Source organism: Streptomyces sp. ME19-01-6 (genome assembly GCF_033793745.1).
Taxonomy (GTDB): Bacteria; Actinomycetota; Actinomycetes; order Streptomycetales; family Streptomycetaceae; genus Streptomyces.
The window spans coordinates 65,273-81,842 of the sequence record NZ_JARAXF010000024.1 but is presented as its reverse complement, the minus strand read 5'-3'; the positions used below and the strand labels follow the sequence as shown (position 1 = coordinate 81,842).

At 72.4% G+C, this 16,570-nt stretch carries 14 protein-coding genes and 1 tRNA gene; 10 read left to right on the top strand and 5 right to left on the bottom strand.

All coding sequences use genetic code 11. The annotated features are described in order from the left end of the window. The first annotated feature begins 56 nt into the window (after nucleotides 1-56). Genes PV419_RS37655 through PV419_RS37645 form a run of 3 tightly spaced genes read left to right on the top strand, consistent with a single transcriptional unit; the run spans nucleotide 57 to nucleotide 4,962 of the window. Nucleotides 57-1,499, top strand: a complete 1,443-nt coding sequence (locus PV419_RS37655) for an MFS transporter (protein ID WP_319696727.1) — start codon at nucleotides 57-59, stop codon at nucleotides 1,497-1,499. Next, entirely contained in the window at nucleotides 1,496-3,250 is a 1,755-nt protein-coding gene (locus tag PV419_RS37650) for an ABC transporter ATP-binding protein (protein ID WP_319696726.1), read from the top strand. Before PV419_RS37655 ends, PV419_RS37650 begins: the two co-directional genes overlap by 4 nt. Continuing rightward, nucleotides 3,247-4,962, top strand: coding sequence for an ABC transporter ATP-binding protein (locus tag PV419_RS37645; protein ID WP_319696725.1), 1,716 nt, complete (start codon nucleotides 3,247-3,249; stop codon nucleotides 4,960-4,962). Before PV419_RS37650 ends, PV419_RS37645 begins: the two co-directional genes overlap by 4 nt. Nucleotides 4,963-4,975: 13 nt before the next feature. Here the strand turns inward: PV419_RS37645 and PV419_RS37640 are convergent, their stop codons facing one another. Beyond that, complete coding sequence (locus PV419_RS37640) at nucleotides 4,976-5,452, bottom strand: ATP-binding protein (RefSeq protein WP_319696723.1); 477 nt, start codon at nucleotides 5,450-5,452, stop codon at nucleotides 4,976-4,978. A gap of 187 nt (nucleotides 5,453-5,639) precedes the next feature. On the opposite strand from PV419_RS37640, the gene PV419_RS37635 reads away from it, so the two are divergent. The 6 genes from PV419_RS37635 (at nucleotide 5,640) to PV419_RS37610 (ending at nucleotide 13,042) form a co-directional block, all read left to right on the top strand. Beyond that, a complete protein-coding gene (locus PV419_RS37635) occupies nucleotides 5,640-6,503 on the top strand; it encodes a helix-turn-helix transcriptional regulator (RefSeq protein WP_319696721.1) in 864 nt (287 codons plus the stop codon). 1 nt (nucleotide 6,504) lies between these two features. Then, nucleotides 6,505-6,732 carry a DUF397 domain-containing protein gene (locus PV419_RS37630; RefSeq protein WP_319696720.1) on the top strand — a complete coding sequence of 76 codons (228 nt, stop codon included), beginning with the start codon at nucleotides 6,505-6,507 and terminating at the stop codon, nucleotides 6,730-6,732. An 82-nt stretch (nucleotides 6,733-6,814) separates the two neighbouring features. Then, nucleotides 6,815-8,095 (top strand): phosphoribosylamine--glycine ligase, encoded by a 1,281-nt coding sequence (gene purD, locus PV419_RS37625; protein WP_319696718.1) that lies wholly within the window; start codon nucleotides 6,815-6,817, stop codon nucleotides 8,093-8,095. Nucleotides 8,096-8,424: 329 nt separating this feature from the next. Then, the gene (locus PV419_RS37620; RefSeq protein ID WP_319696716.1) at nucleotides 8,425-10,260 is read left to right on the top strand and encodes a hypothetical protein; all 1,836 of its coding nucleotides are present in this window, start codon (nucleotides 8,425-8,427) and stop codon (nucleotides 10,258-10,260) included. A gap of 170 nt (nucleotides 10,261-10,430) precedes the next feature. After that, nucleotides 10,431-12,026 carry a N,N-dimethylformamidase beta subunit family domain-containing protein gene (locus PV419_RS37615; protein WP_319696714.1) on the top strand — a complete coding sequence of 532 codons (1,596 nt, stop codon included), beginning with the start codon at nucleotides 10,431-10,433 and terminating at the stop codon, nucleotides 12,024-12,026. Nucleotides 12,027-12,121: 95 nt separating this feature from the next. Then, complete coding sequence (locus tag PV419_RS37610; protein WP_319696712.1) at nucleotides 12,122-13,042, top strand: phosphoribosylaminoimidazolesuccinocarboxamide synthase; 921 nt, start codon at nucleotides 12,122-12,124, stop codon at nucleotides 13,040-13,042. 65 nt (nucleotides 13,043-13,107) lie between these two features. Here PV419_RS37610 and PV419_RS37605 read toward each other — a convergent pair. Continuing rightward, nucleotides 13,108-13,180: transfer RNA gene (locus PV419_RS37605), tRNA-Gly, on the bottom strand. 116 nt (nucleotides 13,181-13,296) lie between these two features. Further along, nucleotides 13,297-13,923: an alpha-ketoglutarate-dependent dioxygenase AlkB gene (locus tag PV419_RS37600; RefSeq protein WP_319696710.1), complete on the bottom strand. Its 627-nt coding sequence runs from the start codon at nucleotides 13,921-13,923 to the stop codon at nucleotides 13,297-13,299. An 87-nt stretch (nucleotides 13,924-14,010) separates the two neighbouring features. Between PV419_RS37600 and PV419_RS37595 the strand changes: the two genes are divergently transcribed. Next, complete coding sequence (locus PV419_RS37595) at nucleotides 14,011-14,691, top strand: alpha/beta hydrolase (RefSeq protein ID WP_319696709.1); 681 nt, start codon at nucleotides 14,011-14,013, stop codon at nucleotides 14,689-14,691. On the opposite strand, the gene PV419_RS37590 is transcribed toward PV419_RS37595, so the two are convergent. Then, nucleotides 14,688-15,308 carry a response regulator transcription factor gene (locus PV419_RS37590; RefSeq protein ID WP_319696708.1) on the bottom strand — a complete coding sequence of 207 codons (621 nt, stop codon included), beginning with the start codon at nucleotides 15,306-15,308 and terminating at the stop codon, nucleotides 14,688-14,690. The genes PV419_RS37595 and PV419_RS37590 overlap by 4 nt on opposite strands. Further along, the gene (locus PV419_RS37585) at nucleotides 15,305-16,558 is read right to left on the bottom strand and encodes a sensor histidine kinase (RefSeq protein ID WP_319696706.1); all 1,254 of its coding nucleotides are present in this window, start codon (nucleotides 16,556-16,558) and stop codon (nucleotides 15,305-15,307) included. Before PV419_RS37585 ends, PV419_RS37590 begins: the two co-directional genes overlap by 4 nt. Nucleotides 16,559-16,570 lie beyond the last annotated feature (12 nt).

Here is a 16,570-nt window from a genome sequence, read left to right as displayed (position 1 = left end):
TACTTTCGGAACATGTTCCGAAAGTCGAGAGTCAGTGTCGGGGACGGGAGTTCGCGATGACGAATGGTTCGGGTGCTCGGCCAGGGCTCACCCTCGCCGTGGTGGCCGTCGTGCAGTTCATGGTGTCGCTGGACCTGTCGGTCGTGAACGTCGGACTCCCGCAGATCGCCGCCGGTCTCGGCTTCAGCGCGGTGGGCCTGACCTGGGTGATCCACGCCTACGCCCTCACCTTCGGCGGGCTGCTCCTGCTGGGCGGCAAGGCCGCCGACCGGTACGGCCGCAAGAGGGTCCTGCTGCTCGGGCTCGGCCTGTTCGGCCTCGCCTCGCTCCTCGGCGGCTTCGCCCGGGAACCCGGCCATCTCGTCGCCGCCCGAGCCGCGCAGGGCGTCGGGGCCGCCGCGCTGGCTCCGGCCGCGCTGGCGCTGCTGACCGCGACGTTCCCCACGGGCAGGGCCCGCGTCCGGGCCTTCGGAATATGGAGCGCGATGAACGCCGCGGGAGGCGCCCTCGGCGTCCTGATGGGCGGCCTGCTCACCGAATACGCCAGCTGGCGCTGGGTGATGTTCGTGAACGTGCCGATGGCCGCGTGCGCGCTGGCCCTGGCCCGGCGCGGCATCGCCGCCGACCCGCCGACCGCTCGCGGCGGCCGTCCGGACGTGCTCGGTGCCGTCCTGGCCACGGCGGGCATGACCCTGCTGGTGTTCGGCGTCGTCCGCACCGACCAGTACGCGTGGACCTCGCCGGTCACCCTGACGACCCTGGTGGTCGCCGCCGCGCTGCTGGCCGCCTTCGTCCACGTCGAGCGGACCACCGCCCGCGAACCGCTCCTCAGGCTCGGCCTGTTCACCAACCGCTCGGTCGCGGGCGCGAACGCCTACAACCTCCTGGTCGGCGCGGCCATGGCCTCGGCCTTCTACTTCGTGTCCCTCTACCTCCAACGGGTCCTCGGGACCGGGCCGGCGCTGACCGGGATCATGTTCCTGCCGTTCGCCCTCGGAGTGGTCGCCGGCTCCGTGCTCGCCATCAAGCTCGGCTACCGTCTCGCCCCCCGCACCCTGCTGATCATCGGCGGACTCCTCACCGCGACCGGGCTCGCCTGGTTCGGCCTGATCAGCCCCGACGGCGCCTTCACCACCGACGTCCTCGGGCCCTCGATCGTCACCAGCGTCGGCTTCGGGCTCTGCCTCGCACCCGTCGTCTCCACCGCCACCGCCGGCGTCGCGCCCCACGAGACCGGCACCGCCTCCGGCCTGCTCAACAGCTCACGCCAGATCGGCGCCTCACTCGGACTCGCCGCCCTCGGCACCGCTGCGCAGCACCGCACCGGCCGGACCACCACACCCGAGACCCTCAACGACGGATACGCGCTCGGCCTCACCCTCGGCGCCGCGCTCCTGGCCGCCGCCGCCGTCATCGCCCTCACCGTCCTGCGCCGGACCGGCCCACCGTCACCGGCCGAGCACACCGATGACCTCTTGGCGAAGGCGGGAGGGCGATGAACGCCACCGAGAGCATGGCGGGGCTGCTGCGCCCTTACGTATGGCGTTTCGCCGCCGTTGTCGTCCTGCAGGTGATCGGCGCTGTCGCGGGTCTGGCGCCGCTGCTGGCGGTCGTCGAACTGGGCCGGGCTCTGCTCGCGCCCGGGCCGGTCGATCACGGTCATGTCCAGGTCGTGGTGATCGCGGGTGCGGTCGGCCTGTTCGTCCGGCTGCTGTTCACGGCCGCGTCGTCCGGGATCGGGCATCTTCTCGACGGCCAGGTGCAGCTGGCGTTTCGCCGGCATCTGGCCGCGCGGCTGGGGCGGGTGCCGATCGGCTGGTTCTCCCGGCGTCGGACCGGTGAGCTGGCCAAGGTGGTGGGGGAGGACGTCAGTGCCGTGCACCCGTTCATCGCCCATGCCCCCGGCGAGCTCGTCTCCGCGTTCGTGGTGCCGCTGGTGTCGCTGATCTACCTGTTCACCATCGACTGGCGGCTCACGCTGATCACGCTGATACCGGTGGTGCTGGCCGTGGCGCTGGTCCCGCTGATGATGACTCCGGTCCGGCTGCGCGAGCAGGAGGAGTTCGACGCGGCCATGGGACGGATCTCCAGTTCGGTCGTGGAGTTCGTGCAGGGCATCTCCGTGGTGAAGGCGTTCGGCGGATCCGGGCGCGCCCACCGTAGATTCCTCACGGCCGCGGACGATTTCGTCGGCGTCTTCCACCGGTGGGTGCGCGGTATCTCCGGGATCGCGGCGGGGATGCAGCTGGTGCTGTCGCCGCCGTTCGTGCTGCTGGTCGTGCTGACCGGCGGCACGGCCCTGATCACGAACGGTGGCCTGGCCTCGGCCGACCTGCTGCCCTTTGTGCTGCTGGGACTGGGTCTGACCGCTCCGGTGGCGGCCCTGGGCCACGGCTTCGACGACCTGCAGGCCGCCCGCCGCGCGGTCGGCCGGATCCGGGACGTCCTCCAGGTGGAGTCGGTGCCGGAGCCCGCGCACCCGGCCGCGCCCCAGGGGCACCGGGTGGAACTGCGTGAGGTCCGATTCGGTTACGAAGACGATCACGAGGTGCTGCGCGGGATCGACCTGGTGCTGGAGCCGGGGACGGTCACCGCGATCGTCGGGCCGTCGGGAAGCGGAAAGTCCACGCTGGTCCAGCTGTTGCCGCGGTTCTTCGACCCCACCCACGGTTCCGTTCTCCTGGGCGGTGTCGATCTGCGCGAGCTCGGCAGCCGGCAGCTGTACCGGATGGTCTCCTTCGTCTTCCAGGACGTGTGCCTGCTGCGCGCGTCGGTCGCGGACAACATCGCGCTGGCGGTACCGCACGCGGACCGCGACGACGTGGTGCGCGCCGCCCAACTGGCGAACATTCACCACCGGATTATGGAACTGCCGCGCGGATACGAGTCGGTGATCGGCGAAGACGCCGGACTGTCGGGTGGCGAAGCACAGCGGATCGCGATCGCCCGCGCACTGCTCGCCGACGCGCCCGTTCTGGTCCTCGACGAGGCGACCGCCTTCGCCGACCCGCAGACCGAACAGGCGGTGCGCCGGGCCCTGGCGACCCTGGAGGGCGATCGGACGATCGTGGTCATCGCCCACCGTCTGGAGACGGTCGCCGACGCCGACACCGTCGTGATGCTGGAGAACGGGTCGATCGTCGAGCGCGGCAGCCCCGCCGAGCTGCTGGCACAGGGCGGAAAGTTCGCCGCGTACTGGCAAATCCACACCTCGGCGATGGCCGACGAGACCGAGAGCGAGCCGCGATGATCCGCATGCTGCTGCGCGTGCTGGGACGCGAGTACGCCCAGCCGATGCGCCGCACCGTGGCCCTGATGACGACCACCGCGATAGCCGAGGGTCTGTCCTACGCACTGCTGGTTCCCGTGCTGCGGGCGCTGTTCGGGGACACGCCAGGGGACGCCTGGCCCTGGCTGGCCGCGTTCGGGGCCGCGGTCGCCCTCTACGCCGTGCTGCGCTACCTCAGCGACCTGTCCGGTTTCCGCGTCGGGGCCGGGCTGCTGCGTGGCATGTACCACCGGCTCGGCGATCACCTGGCTCGGCTGCCGCTGGGCTGGTACAGCACGGGCCGCGTCGGGGAGGTGTCCGTCCTGGCCGGCCGCGGCGTCCTGCAGGCCATGAGCGTGATCGCACACCTGCTGGCACCCTTCGTCTCCGCCTGCGTCACTCCCCTGACCATCGTTGCCGTGATGCTCGCCTACAACTGGCAGATGGGACTGGCCGCGCTGGTTGCCGTACCGGTCGTGGCAGCGGTCCAGATCCGGACGGGACGCTCGACGGCCGCAGGTGATGCGGAGCGCCACGAACGCGACCATGAGGCCACCGGGCGGGTCATCGAATACCTGCAGGCCCAGCCGGTGCTGCGGGCCGGCGGCCGGACCGTCGAACGCTTCCGGCTGCTCGACGACTCGCTGCGCGAAGTCCAGCGCACCTCCCGCCGCTCCACCCTGGCGGCACTGCCCGGGGCGGTGGGCTTGACCCTCACCGTGCAGACGATGTTCACCGTGCTGCTGGCCCTGGGCGCCTACCTCGCGCTCGACGGGAACATCGGCGCGGCAGAAGTCCTGGCGATCCTGGTGCTGGCCGCCCGCTGCGCGGACCCTCTGCTGTCGCTGACGGACATCGGCGGCAAACTCCGCGCCGCGCGCTCCGTGCTGGCCCAGCTCGACACGGTCCTGCGCACCGAGCCCCTGCCGGAAGCTCCCGAACCGGTCCAACCGCACCGCCATCACCTGGAGTTCGACTCCGTCACCTTCCGGCACGGCGACCGCACGGTGATCGACAACGTGTCGCTGTCCGTGCCCCAGGGACAGCGGCTTGCCGTGGTCGGACCCTCGGGTGCGGGCAAGTCCACCTTGCTGCAGCTTCTCGCACGCTTCTACGACGTGGACGCGGGCGAGGTGCGCGTGGGCGGCGTGGACGTGCGCGCCATCAACACCGAGGCGCTGATGGCGCGGACCGCCATCGTCTTCCAGGACGTCTACCTCTTCGACGGCACCATCGAGGAGAACGTACGCCTCGGCCGCCCCGACGCCGACGAAGCCGAAGTGCGGGCGGCAGCGACCGCGGCGCGATTGGACGAGGTGATCGAGCGACTGCCCGGCGGATGGGCGACGAACGTCGGCGAGGGCGGCGCACTGCTGTCGGGCGGCGAACGCCAGCGTGTCTCGATCGCACGAGCCCTGTTGAAGAACGCCCCCATCGTGCTGCTGGACGAGGTCACCTCCGCGCTCGACCCGGTCAACGAGGCAGCCGTCCACGAAGGCATCGAGCGCCTGATGGCGGGCCGGACCGTGGTGATGATCGCGCACCGGCTGCGCACCGTCCAGCGCGCCGATCGCATCGTCTTCCTGGACGGCGGCCGGATCGTGGAGGAAGGCAGCCACGACGAGCTGCTGCGCCGCGGTGGCCGCTACGCCGACTTCTGGAAGATCTCCCTGACGCCGGCAGCGAGGGAATAGGTCGGCACCGCAATCACTGTGGCTCGCGCACGCTCGCATGCACAGTGCACAGCTCCGACCAGACCCGCTTGCCCCAGCGGAGCGGGTCCGTGCCCCAGCGGTCGGAGACCGCCTCGACGATTGCCAGCCCGCGTCCGTGCTCGTCGTCCTCGGACGCCGCGCGGGCGGCGGGCTTGGCGTGTGACCTGTCGACGACGGACAGCCGCACGCGGCCGGGCGCGGGGCGGGAGACGGTCACGCGCATGAGGCGACTCCCGCTGTGCGCCACGGCGTTGCTCACCAGCTCCGAGATCACCAGCGACGCGGCGTCGGCGAGTTCGGGCAGGTGCCAGGTGTCGCAGGCGGTGCGCACGAGGAGGCGGGCCCGGCGGGCGGATTCGGGTTCGCAGGGGAGGGTCTGGCTGTAGGCGGGGTGGCCGGTCCCGGACGCTATGGCGCTGCTGATGACCGTGCCGGGGGTGGGGAGTTGGGGGTTCAGCGGCGCAGGCATGGCGGCTCCAGCGGCATGAGTTTGCTCGTAGCGTTCAGGAAGAATGCCCTGGTCGCAGTGGGATGAGCAAGGTTGAGACCCAAATTCGCAGGATGAAGAACAGCTGTTCCATGGAATTGCAAACCGCAGTTATGCCAAGGTGCACCCAAGTCGCCTTCTGGCGCACCTTGGAGGGGAAATAAGCACCATGCCGAATGTTCGGGCCATGCCCACCCTGCGCAGGCGCCGCCTCGGTGACGCTCTGCGAACCTATCGTCGCGGCGCGTCCCTGAGCCTGGAACAGGCCGCAGAGGGGATGGACTGGGACGAGAGCAAGCTGTCCCGTATCGAGAACGCCAAGGCGCGGATGCCTCCGCATTACGTGGCGAAGCTGCTGAGGCAGTACGGGGTGACGGACCCGGAAGTCGTCGCCGCGCTGATCGATCTGGCGCGGGACGCGGGGAAGCAGGGCTGGTGGCGGGCGTACGGGGATGTGGTGGGCCTGTCGTACAAGGACCTCCTGACCCTGGAGTCCGACGCGGAGAGCATGCACGTCTACGCCCCGGGCCTGATCCACGGTCTGCTGCAGACCGGTGCCTATGCGCGCGAGATCATCGCCGCCACCGCCATGACACACACCACGGAAGAGGTGATGGCCCTCGCCGAGGTCCGCAAGATGCGGCAGGCCATCCTCACCCGGCCGGACAAGCCGATGAAGCTGTGGGCCGTGATCCACGAGGCCGCGCTGTATCAGCGCTTCGCCTCGTACCCGGCGCTCATGCGGGAGCAGCTGCGGCATCTGCTGGACATGTCGGAGCTCCCGAACATCACCATCCAGATCATGCCGCTGAACTCGACCCCGCACCCGGGGATGCTCGGGATCTTCGAGGTGGTGCGGTTCCCGCAGCCCTGGCCCACGGTGGTCAACATCGAGAACATCCAGGGCGGCTACTTCCTGGAGGGCGCAGAGGACGCGAGACTCTTCGAGATGGCGTTCGAACGTATCGTCGCGGCGGCGCTTTCCGTGGATGATTCCCTGGAGACCATCAAGGCCCTGCTCGAAAGGACATGACGTGAGCACCCCTGGCCGCAAGGATGACCTTTACGCCATAGACCTGAGCGCTGCGCAGTGGCGCAAGTCGCGGTTCAGCAGTGGCGGCAACCAGTGCGTCGAGATCACCGATCTCCCCGGCGGCGGCGTCGCCATCCGCGACTCGAAGAACCCCGCCTTCCCGGCCCTGCGCTACACCGCCGCCGAGTGGGACGCCTTCCGTAAGGGCGTCCTCTCCGGCGAGCTCTGATCACGCCCGCCCGGCCGCTCGGTGGGCGCGGCCGGGCCCCCGGCGCGGAGTGGGCCGGGGGTAAGGCAATAGGCTGCACACCGTGAACGTCCTCGTCATCGGCAGCGGCGCCCGCGAACACGCCCTGTGCCGCGCACTGTCCCTCGACCCCGATGTGAGCGCGCTGCACTGCGCGCCCGGCAACGCCGGCATCGCGGAGGTCGCCGAGCTGCACACGGTCGACGCGCTCGACGGCGCGGCCGTCGCCGAGCTCGCCGCCTCGCTGGAGGCGGAGCTCGTGGTGGTCGGCCCGGAGGCTCCGCTCGTGGCGGGGGTGGCCGATGCGTTGCGGGAGCGGGGGATCCCGGTGTTCGGGCCGTCCGCCGAGGCGGCGCAGCTGGAGGGGTCGAAGGCGTTCGCGAAGGACGTGATGGCGGCGGCGGCCGTGCCCACGGCCCGTGCCTACGTCTGTACGAACGAGGCCGAGATCGACGAGGCGCTGGACGCCTTCGGCGCGCCGTACGTCGTCAAGGACGACGGGCTGGCCGCCGGCAAGGGCGTCGTCGTGACCAGCGACATCGAGGCCGCCCGGGAGCACGCGCTGGCCTGCGGTCGCGTCGTGATCGAGGAGTTCCTGGACGGCCCGGAGGTGTCGCTCTTCGCGATCACCGACGGCGAGACCGTCGTCCCGCTCCAGCCCGCTCAGGACTTCAAGCGCGCCTACGACGGCGACGAGGGCCCGAACACGGGCGGCATGGGTGCGTACTCCCCGCTGCCGTGGGCGGACCCCAAGCTGGTCGACGAGGTGCTGGAGACCGTGCTGCAGCCGACCGTGGACGAGCTGCGCCGCCGGGGGACACCGTTCTCCGGGCTGCTCTACGCGGGACTGGCGATCACCTCGCGCGGGGTGCGGGTGATCGAGTTCAACGCGCGCTTCGGGGACCCGGAGACCCAGGTGGTGCTGGCCCGGCTGAAGACCCCGCTGGCCGGCGTGCTGCTGGCGGCCGCGACGGGGCGGCTCGACGCGCTGCCGCCGCTGCGCTGGAGCGAGGGCGCGGCGGTGACCGTCGTGATCGCCTCGAACAACTACCCGGGCACGCCTCGTACGGGCGACCCGATCACGGGCCTGGCTGAGGTGACCGAGCAGGACGCGCCGAAGGCGTACGTGCTGCACGCGGGCACCAAGCGGGACGTTGCGTCGGGTGACGTGGTGAGCGCGGGGGGCCGGGTGCTGTCCGTGACCGCGACCGGCTCCGATCTGGGGAAGGCGCGCGAGCGGGCGTACCGCGCGGTCACCCGCATCGGGCTGGACGGTTCCCACCACCGCTCGGACATCGCCGCCAAGGCGGCTGAGGAGGCCGGACCCGGGGTGACCTCAACCTGAGGTCCGGTCGAGGAGAGGCTTGGTCGAAACAGGCGTCGAAACAGGGGTCGAGAACGGGTCGAGAAGCGGTCGAGAAGGGCCTGTAAGGGTCCAGAAAGTTCCTCGAGAAGTTCCCGGTTCTGGCCAAGGCCATTCCATCGGGTGAGCCCTCCCGGCATCCTGCTGACGCACGCGCGGGCCCCAACTAGTGTGCCGCCAGGCACGGTGCGGCAACTGGCCCACCGGCATTGCGGCGCGGGCGGCCGGTGCGACAGTGGGGGGAGTAAGGGCACAACACCACCGTCGTCCGCTGTTCATTCATCGGCTGGACAGCAGGGGGTGATGGAACCGTGGCAGGTCCGGAAGCAGGCGCGCTTTCAGCGCGCGCCCGCGCTCTCGCGGTGCTGCGGATCCGGAGCACCGCGCTCGCGGTCGCGCTTCTCCCGGCGGCGGTCGCCGTCGTGCTGCTGGTCGGCGGCGCCACGGGGCGGCTCGGCGGCTCCCATGGCGAGAGCTGGACGGCCCTGCGCTGGGCGGTGGTCGGCGGGGCCGTGGTGGTTCTGCTGCTGGCGGCGGCCGTGGCCGCCGTGGTGGTCCGGGCCAGACCGGCGCTCAGCCCCACGGTGCCCATCGCCGAGGAGACGGCCCCCGACCTCTACCGCCTCGTGCGTGACCTGGCCGATCGCCTGGAGGTGCCCGCCCCGTCCGCGATAGCGCTCACTCCGGACTGCGACAGCTGGCTGGAGGACCGTACGCATCGGGCGCACGGTGCCAGGAGCAGGGGTACGGCGGGGGGCGCGCCCGCCGGTGCTTCGGTCGTGGGGAGAGCCGAGCGGCGAGTCCCGCAGGCCCCCGTGCTGGTCATCGGCTCGCCGTTCCTGTGGTGGATGCGGGTCGCCGAGCTGCGCGCCCTGCTCGCGCCCGTCGTAGCGGGCACCGGCCCCTCCGTGCACCCCGACATAGCGGCAGCCCGCCGCTTCGTCCGTGGCCTGGACGCCGCCGTCGCCGTCGCCTCCCGGGGCGCTGGGGGCGTCGGCCCCGCGGGTGATACGGGCCGTACGGCCCCCGGCGCGGCTCTCGTCACGGGCCTCGGCCGGGCGGTCCGCCGCCCCGCCCTCGCCTTCCTCGGCTGGATCGCCCGGCTGCTGCTGCGCAGCTGCCGGGACCACGCCGCCGAGATGGAGCGGGCCGTCGCCGCGGCCGCCTCCGAGCGCGCCCAGGCCGTCGACTACGGCCTGCGGATCGTGGCCCAGGAGCAGGTCGGCCTGGCGTACGCGGGGTGGGACCGGCTGCTGACCCGCGTCGCGCTGCCCGCGTGGCGGATGGGCCGCTGGCCGTCCCGCCTGGACGCGGGCGTGGTCGCGGCCCTCACCGAGCTCTCCCGCCGCGACCGGCTGGCCGAGGGGTTCGCCTCCCGGCTCAGCGAGCGGCCCGCCTGCGACCTGCTGGAGGAGCCGGGGCTGATCGACGAGGCGACGTCCCTGCTGGCCGCCCGGCTGTTCCACGGCGGCCCGAGCGAGCCGGGCCCGGACTGGTCCCCGGTCGACTGGGGTGAGTATCCGGAGGAGGTCGTGGACCGCAAGTGGCGCGTGGAGGCGGCCCGCCTCCACCGCGTGCTCGATGAGCAGACCCGCCCCGGCGGCCCCGGCCCCGCGCCGTCCGTCGAGGAAGGGCCGGTCCTGGAGCCCGAGCCCGTCGCGCCCACCCTCGCCCGCGTCATGGACCGGCTCACCGCCGCCCCCGGCCTCGCCCCGACCGGGGAGCTGGGCGAGGAGGTCGCGGCCCGGCTCAGCGTGGAGGTGGCCCGCGAGGAGGCCGTCCATCAGGCGGCCACCCGGGCACACGGCCCGGCCGGTGCCCGTACGGACCCGGGGGCCGGGCCCGGGGGCGGTGACCCGTGGATCGACGGCTTCGCGCCGCTGTTCCCGCTGCAGCCGCCCCGTACCGGCCGTGAGCTGCTGGCCGACCATGTCACGGCCATGGTGTGCTGCGCCGCCATAGACACCGCGGGCGCCGCGCCGGGGCTCGACTGGCTGGACGGGCCCGCGCTGCTGTTCGGCGGGCGACGGCGGGCGGATCTGGCGCACCCCGTGCTGAGCCTGGTCGAGGACGGGGACGCCGAGCCGCTGCGGGCCTGGCTCGGCGAGATGGGGGTACGGCCGGAGAAGCCGGTCAGGCTGGTGTGACGCCGACGCTGTCGCGCCGCCCGGCGCTGACACGGGGCGTGAACACCCTAGGTCTTGGTTCGTCTGGGTTCGGCAAATTCGCGACGTTCGGTGATGAATTGAGTGCGTAATGTGATCTGCTGGGGCTGGTGGCGACATGTCGCCAGGGGAGGCAGGGAGGGGAGCCAGTCGTGGACGACGCCACGGAACCGGTCCGGCGCTGGGAGTCGGGAGCGCTCGCACACGCGGTGACGGACCCTTTCGGCCAGGGCCCGCTGCCCTGGCTGCGGGGCAGGCAGACCTACTTCAGCGAGACGGGCCGCCTGGTCCCGTGGTACGTGGACCACGACCCGGCGACGGGGGCCATGGGGGCCACCACGGCCACCACGGCCACCACCAGGACGGCCAGGACGGCCAGGATGGCCAGGGAGGCCGGGGAGTTAAGGGACTTCAGGGAGTTCAGGGCAGCCGCCGAGGCCGCCGACCCGGGCCCCGGCCATATCCCGCCCGCCCGCACCGCCGACGACGTACGCCGCCAGATCAAGGGCTTCACCTCCGCCTCCGCCGCCGCCCCCGGCGAGGCCATCGACTTCCGGATCACCGTCGACCCGCCCCAGCAGTTCAGCGTGGACGTCTACCGCATCGGCCACTACGGCGGCGACGGCGCCGCCAAGATGACCAGCAGCCCGCGGCTGGCCGGCATCGTCCAGCCGCTCCCGCTGGCCGCCGACCGCACCGTCTCCTGTCACCACTGGTGGCTGTCCTGGCGGCTCCAGATTCCCTCGTACTGGAACCCCGGCGCGTATGTCGCCGTGCTGACCACCGCCGACGGCTACCGCAACCACATCCCCTTCACCGTCCGCGACACCCACCCCGCCGATCTCCTCCTCGTCCTCCCGGACATCACCTGGCAGGCCTACAACCTCTACCCGGAGGACGGCCGGACCGGCGCCAGCCTCTACCACGCGTGGGACGAGCGCGGCCGGCTGCTCGGCGAGTCGGGGGCGGCGGTCACGGTCTCCTTCGACCGGCCGTACGCGGGCGCCGGGCTGCCGCTGCACGTGGGCCACGCGTACGACTTCATCCGCTGGGCCGAGCGGATGGGCTACGACCTCGCGTACGCCGAGACCCGCGATCTGCACGCGGGCCGCATCGACCCGACCCGCTACCGCGGCCTGGTCTTCCCCGGCCACGACGAGTACTGGTCGGCCCCGCTGCGGCGCACCGTCGAGGCGGCCCGCGACGGCGGCACCTCGCTCGTCTTCCTCTCCGCCAACACCATGTACTGGCAGGTGGGCCTCGTGGCCTCGCCCTCAGGCCCGGACCGCCTGCTGACCTGCCGCAAGCGCCGCGGCCCCGGCCGCTCCGCGCTGTGGCGGGAGACGGCGCCCGAGCAGCAGCTGCTGGGTATCCAGTACGCGGGCCCGGTGCCCGAGCCGGCCCCGCTGATCGTGCGGAACGCGAGCCACTGGCTGTGGGAGGCGACCGGCGCGGACGAGGGCGACGAGCTGCCCGGCCTGGTCGCGGGCGAGGCCGACCGCTACTTCCCGCGCACCTGCCTGCCCGCCCACCTGCGCCGGATCCTGCTCGCCCACTCCCCGTACCGGGACGCCGAGGGGAGCGTCCGGCACCAGGACACCTCGCTGTACCGCGCGCCCAGCGGAGCCCTGGTCTTCGCCTCCGGGACCTTCGCCTGGACCCCGGCGCTGGACCGGCCCGGCCACACCGACCTTCGAGTGCAGCGGGCCACCGCCAACCTTCTGGACCGCATCTGCAAACGGGACTGAAGTCCCAGGCCACGCCCGGTGCGCCCCGCTTCGGCCGGGCGGCGGGGCGTGGGGCAGAATCGTGGGGGTCTTGGACAAACCCACCAGGAGGAACCGTGTCCGGATTCGTGGAGAAGCCCGAGCCGGTGGAGGTGCCGGGCCTTGTGCATCTGCACACAGGCAAGGTGCGCGACCTCTACCGGAACGAGAACGGCGACCTCGTCATGGTCGCCAGCGACCGGATGTCCGCCTACGACTGGGTACTGCCGACCGAGATCCCCGACAAGGGCAAGGTCCTCACCCAGCTCTCCCTGTGGTGGTTCGACCAGCTGAGCGACCTCGTGCCCCACCACGTCCTGGCCACCGAGGTGCCCGAGGGCGCCCCGGCCGACTGGGCGGGCCGCACGCTGGTGTGCCGGTCGCTGAGCATGCTCCCGGTGGAGTGCGTGGCCCGCGGCTATCTGACCGGCTCGGGCCTGGCCGAGTACCGGGAGAGCCGCACGGTCTGCGGGATCGCCCTGCCCGAGGGGCTGGCCGACGGCTCCGAGCTGCCCTCCCCGATCTTCACCCCCGCCACCAAGGCCGAGGTCGGCGAGCACGACGAGAACGTGCCGTACGAGGAGGTGGCCCGCCGGGTCGGCGCCGAGACCGCCGCCCAGCTGCGCCAGGCCACGCTCGCGGTCTACAACCGGGGCCGTGACATCGCGCGCGACCGGGGGATCATCCTCGCCGACACCAAGTTCGAGTTCGGCCACGCGGGCCCCGAGGACGGCGAGGACGGGCACGAGCTGGTCCTCGCCGACGAGGTGCTGACCCCCGACTCCTCCCGCTTCTGGCCCGCCGACCAGTGGCAGCCGGGGCGCCCGCAGCCGTCCTTCGACAAGCAGTTCGTCCGCGACTGGCTGACCTCCCCGGCCTCCGGCTGGGACCGCCACGGCGAGCAGCCGCCGCCCCCGCTGCCGGAGGAGGTCGTGGAGCGGACGCGGGCGAAGTACGTGGAGGCGTACGAGCGCCTGACCGGCGTCCGCTGGAGCTGACGGCTCACAGCCGGGCCCGGCACGACGAAGGCCCTGGCCGATATGGCCAGGGCCTTCCTCACACGAGCGGACGACGAGGCTCGAACTCGCGACCTCAACCTTGGCAAGGTTGCGCTCTACCAACTGAGCTACGTCCGCATGCGCCGTTCTCTTCCGTCCGGGTTCGGGACGAATTCCGTCCGGCGCGCCTCCACTATAACCAAACCCGAGACGACGGAACTACCTCGTTCCTCGCGCGGGCCCGGTTCCCGCCATCAGCCGACGTTGTGCGGCCGGAACTGGACGCTGATCCGCGGCCCCGTGGCCCGGCTGCTCTTGGGGATCGCGTGCTCCCAGGTCCGCTGGCAGGAGCCGCCCATCACGATCAGATCGCCGTGTCCCAGCGGCTGCCGCACGGTGGCCCCGCCGCGGCGCGGTCGCAGCACGAGGTCGCGCGGCGCGCCCACGGACAGGATCGCGACCATGGTGTCCTCGTGCGCGCCCCGGCCGATCCGGTCGCCGTGCCAGGCCACGCTGTCCCGGCCGTCCCGGTAGTAGCAGAGCCCGGCCGTGGTGAACGGCTCGCCCAGCTCGTCGGCGTAGTACACGGAGAGCGCGGTCCGCGCCTCGTTCAGGGCGGGATGCGGCAGCGGGTCGTCGGCGCCGTAGTAGGCGAGCAGCCGCGGCACGGCCACGACCTGGTCGTACATATGCCGCCGCTCCGCCCGCCAGGGCACCTCGTCGGCGAGCCGCGCGAACAGGGCGACGGCCCCGCTCAGCCACCCGGGCAGCAGATCGATCCAGGCCCCGTCGCCGAGCACCGTCCTGCGCATATCGCCCAGCGGGCCGAGACGGATGTCGTCGGCCTGGTCGAAGAGTGAGCCCTGGAGGTACGGGGGCATGGGTCAAGGGTAACCGACTTACCGAATGTTTGTGCGATTTGATGGTTCGGCTGCGGGCCGTCGGACCCCTGCGTTACGTTTCCCCGCATGGCTGAATTCGTACTGGTGGCGGGTGCGTGGCTGGGCTCATGGGCCTGGGACGAGGTGGTGCCGGAGCTGCGGGCGGGCGGGCACGGCGCCCATGCGCTGACGCTGTCCGGGCTCGCGGAGAAGCGGGGCGTGCCCGCCGGGCAGCAGACGCACGTGGCGGACATCGTCGGCGAGGTCGAGCGTCTCGATCTGCGCGATGTCGTCCTGGTCGGGCACAGCTACTCCGGCGTCCCGGTCGGCCAGGCCGCCGAGCGGATCGGCGACCGGCTGGCCCATGTGGTGTTCGTCGACTCCAATGTGCCGGTCGACGGGGAGTCGTTCGCGAGCCGGGCGGTCGAGGCGGCGATAGCCGAGAACGGCGGCTTCTGGGCGGTGCCCGCCGCGGCCGACTTCGCGGGCCAGGACCTCACCGACGAGCAGATCGCCCACTTCCTCGACCGCTCGACCCCGCACCCGGGCGCCCCCCTGACCGAACCCGCCCGGCTGTCGCGCCCGCTCGGCGAGCTGCCGACGACGTACGTCAAGTGCCTGCTCGACTGGCCCCGGCCGAGCGACGACGTGGTCGAACTGCTGAAGAGCGAGCGGTGGCGGCTGGTCGAGATGGACACCGGCCACTGGCCGATGTTCTCCCGGCCCCAGGAGCTGGCCCGGATCCTGTGCGAGGCGGCTGCCCGCTAGATCCAGCCGCGCTCGCGGGCCATGCGGGCCGCCGCGTGTCGGTTCTCGGCCGGGATCTTGGAGGCGGCCGAGGACAGGTAGTTGCGGACGGTCCCCTGCGACAGCGCGGCCCGCTGGGCGATCTCCGCTATGGACGCGCCGTCCGCCGCCAGCTCCAGCAGCTCCGCCTCCCGCGCGGTCAGCGGGGAGTCGCCCGCGCTGATCGCGTCGGCCGCCAGGTCGGGGTCGATATAGCGGTTGCCGCCGTGCACCGTGCGGATGATCTCGGCGAGCCGCCGCGCCGACGCGGTCTTGGGCAGGAAGCCCCGTACCCCGGCCTCCAGCGCCCGCTTGAGATGGCCCGGGCGGCCGTGGCTGGTCACGATCATGGACCGGCAGCCGGGCAGCTCGGACCGGAGCGAGGCGGCCACCGACACCCCGTCCGCCCCCGGCATCTGCAGATCCAGCACCGCCACATCGGGCCGGTGCGCCCGGGCCATCGCCAGCGCCTCGGGCCCGGTCGCGGCCTCCGCGACCACCAGCAGATCCTCTTCGAGGGCCAGCAGGGCGGCGAGGGCTCCCCGGATCAGATGCTCGTCATCCGCGAGCAGCACCCGGATCACGGACGCCCCGCTCATACGCCGTCCCCCTCATATCTCTGATGCTTGTCGTGTCCGTTCAGCGGGAGCTCCGCCCGCAGCCGGTACGTCCCGCCCTCCCCGGGGCCCGACCACAGCGTGCCGCCCAGCGGCGCCAGCCGCTCCCGCAGCCCCTTGAGCCCGTTGCCCGACGTACCGGCAGTACCGCGCCCACCAGCTCCACCCCGATCCGGCACCCCGTCATTCTCCATGAGCAGTACCGCCGTACGGGCCCCGTCCGCCGCCCGCCTCACCTGGACCCGCACCGTGCAGCGGGCCGCCTCCGCGTGGCGCAGCACATTGGTCGTGCCCTCGCGCACCACCCACCCCAGCGCCGACCGCACCGCCGGCGACGGCTCCGCGCCCTCGCCCTCCTCCGGGAGCCGGTAGTCGATGCGGCAGTCGACCCGGGCCGCCCGCAGCACCGACCGGGCTCCGGCCAGCTCCACTTGCAGATCCGCCTCCCGGTAGCCGCGCACCACGTCCCGGATCTCGTGCTGCGACTCCTGCGCGATCCGCTGCACCTCCACCATCTGCTCGGCGGCCTCGGGCCGTCCGCGCCGCGCCAGTTGCACCGCGAGCTCACTCTTGAGCGCGATCACCGCCAGGTTCCGGCCCATCACATCGTGCAGATCTCGGCCGAACCGCAGCCGCTCCTCCGCGACCGCGAGCCGCGCCTGCACCTCGCGGGTCGCGTCCAGCTCCCACATCACCGCCAGCATCCACACCGAGCTGCGGACCGAGAACAGGGACAGGGCCGCCATCAGGAACACCGCCGCGACGGACGCCACCGATGTGAAGGGGTCCACCCCCGCGACGGCAGGCGCCCCGAACAGCGCGGCGCCAAGCCCCGCGTGCACCAGGGAGAACGCGCGAATGGACAACAGCAGGGACCAGCCGACGGAGAACGGCAGCGTGTTCATCGTCGCGGCCGTGACGACCGACGCCCGGTCCCGGGGCTGCTCGGCCAGGATGAGGAGCGCCACCGCGATGCCCAGTCCGGCGGCCAGCAGTACCGCGGAGAGCGCCATCAGCCCCCGCGGCAGCCCGCCCCCGCGCAGCCGGTGGTCGAGCCCCCGCCGCAGCAGCGGCACCGACAGCGCGCACGCGGCGAGCGCCAGGCCGAGGTGCGTCCAGGCCAGTCCGTTCGCCGGCGGGGCCAGCCGCAGCCTGCTGGGCAGCTGGCCCGCCATGGCGGACAGCATGATCCAGGGCAGCGCGTACAGCGTCCAGCGCGTGGACAGCTCCACGCGCACCTGCCG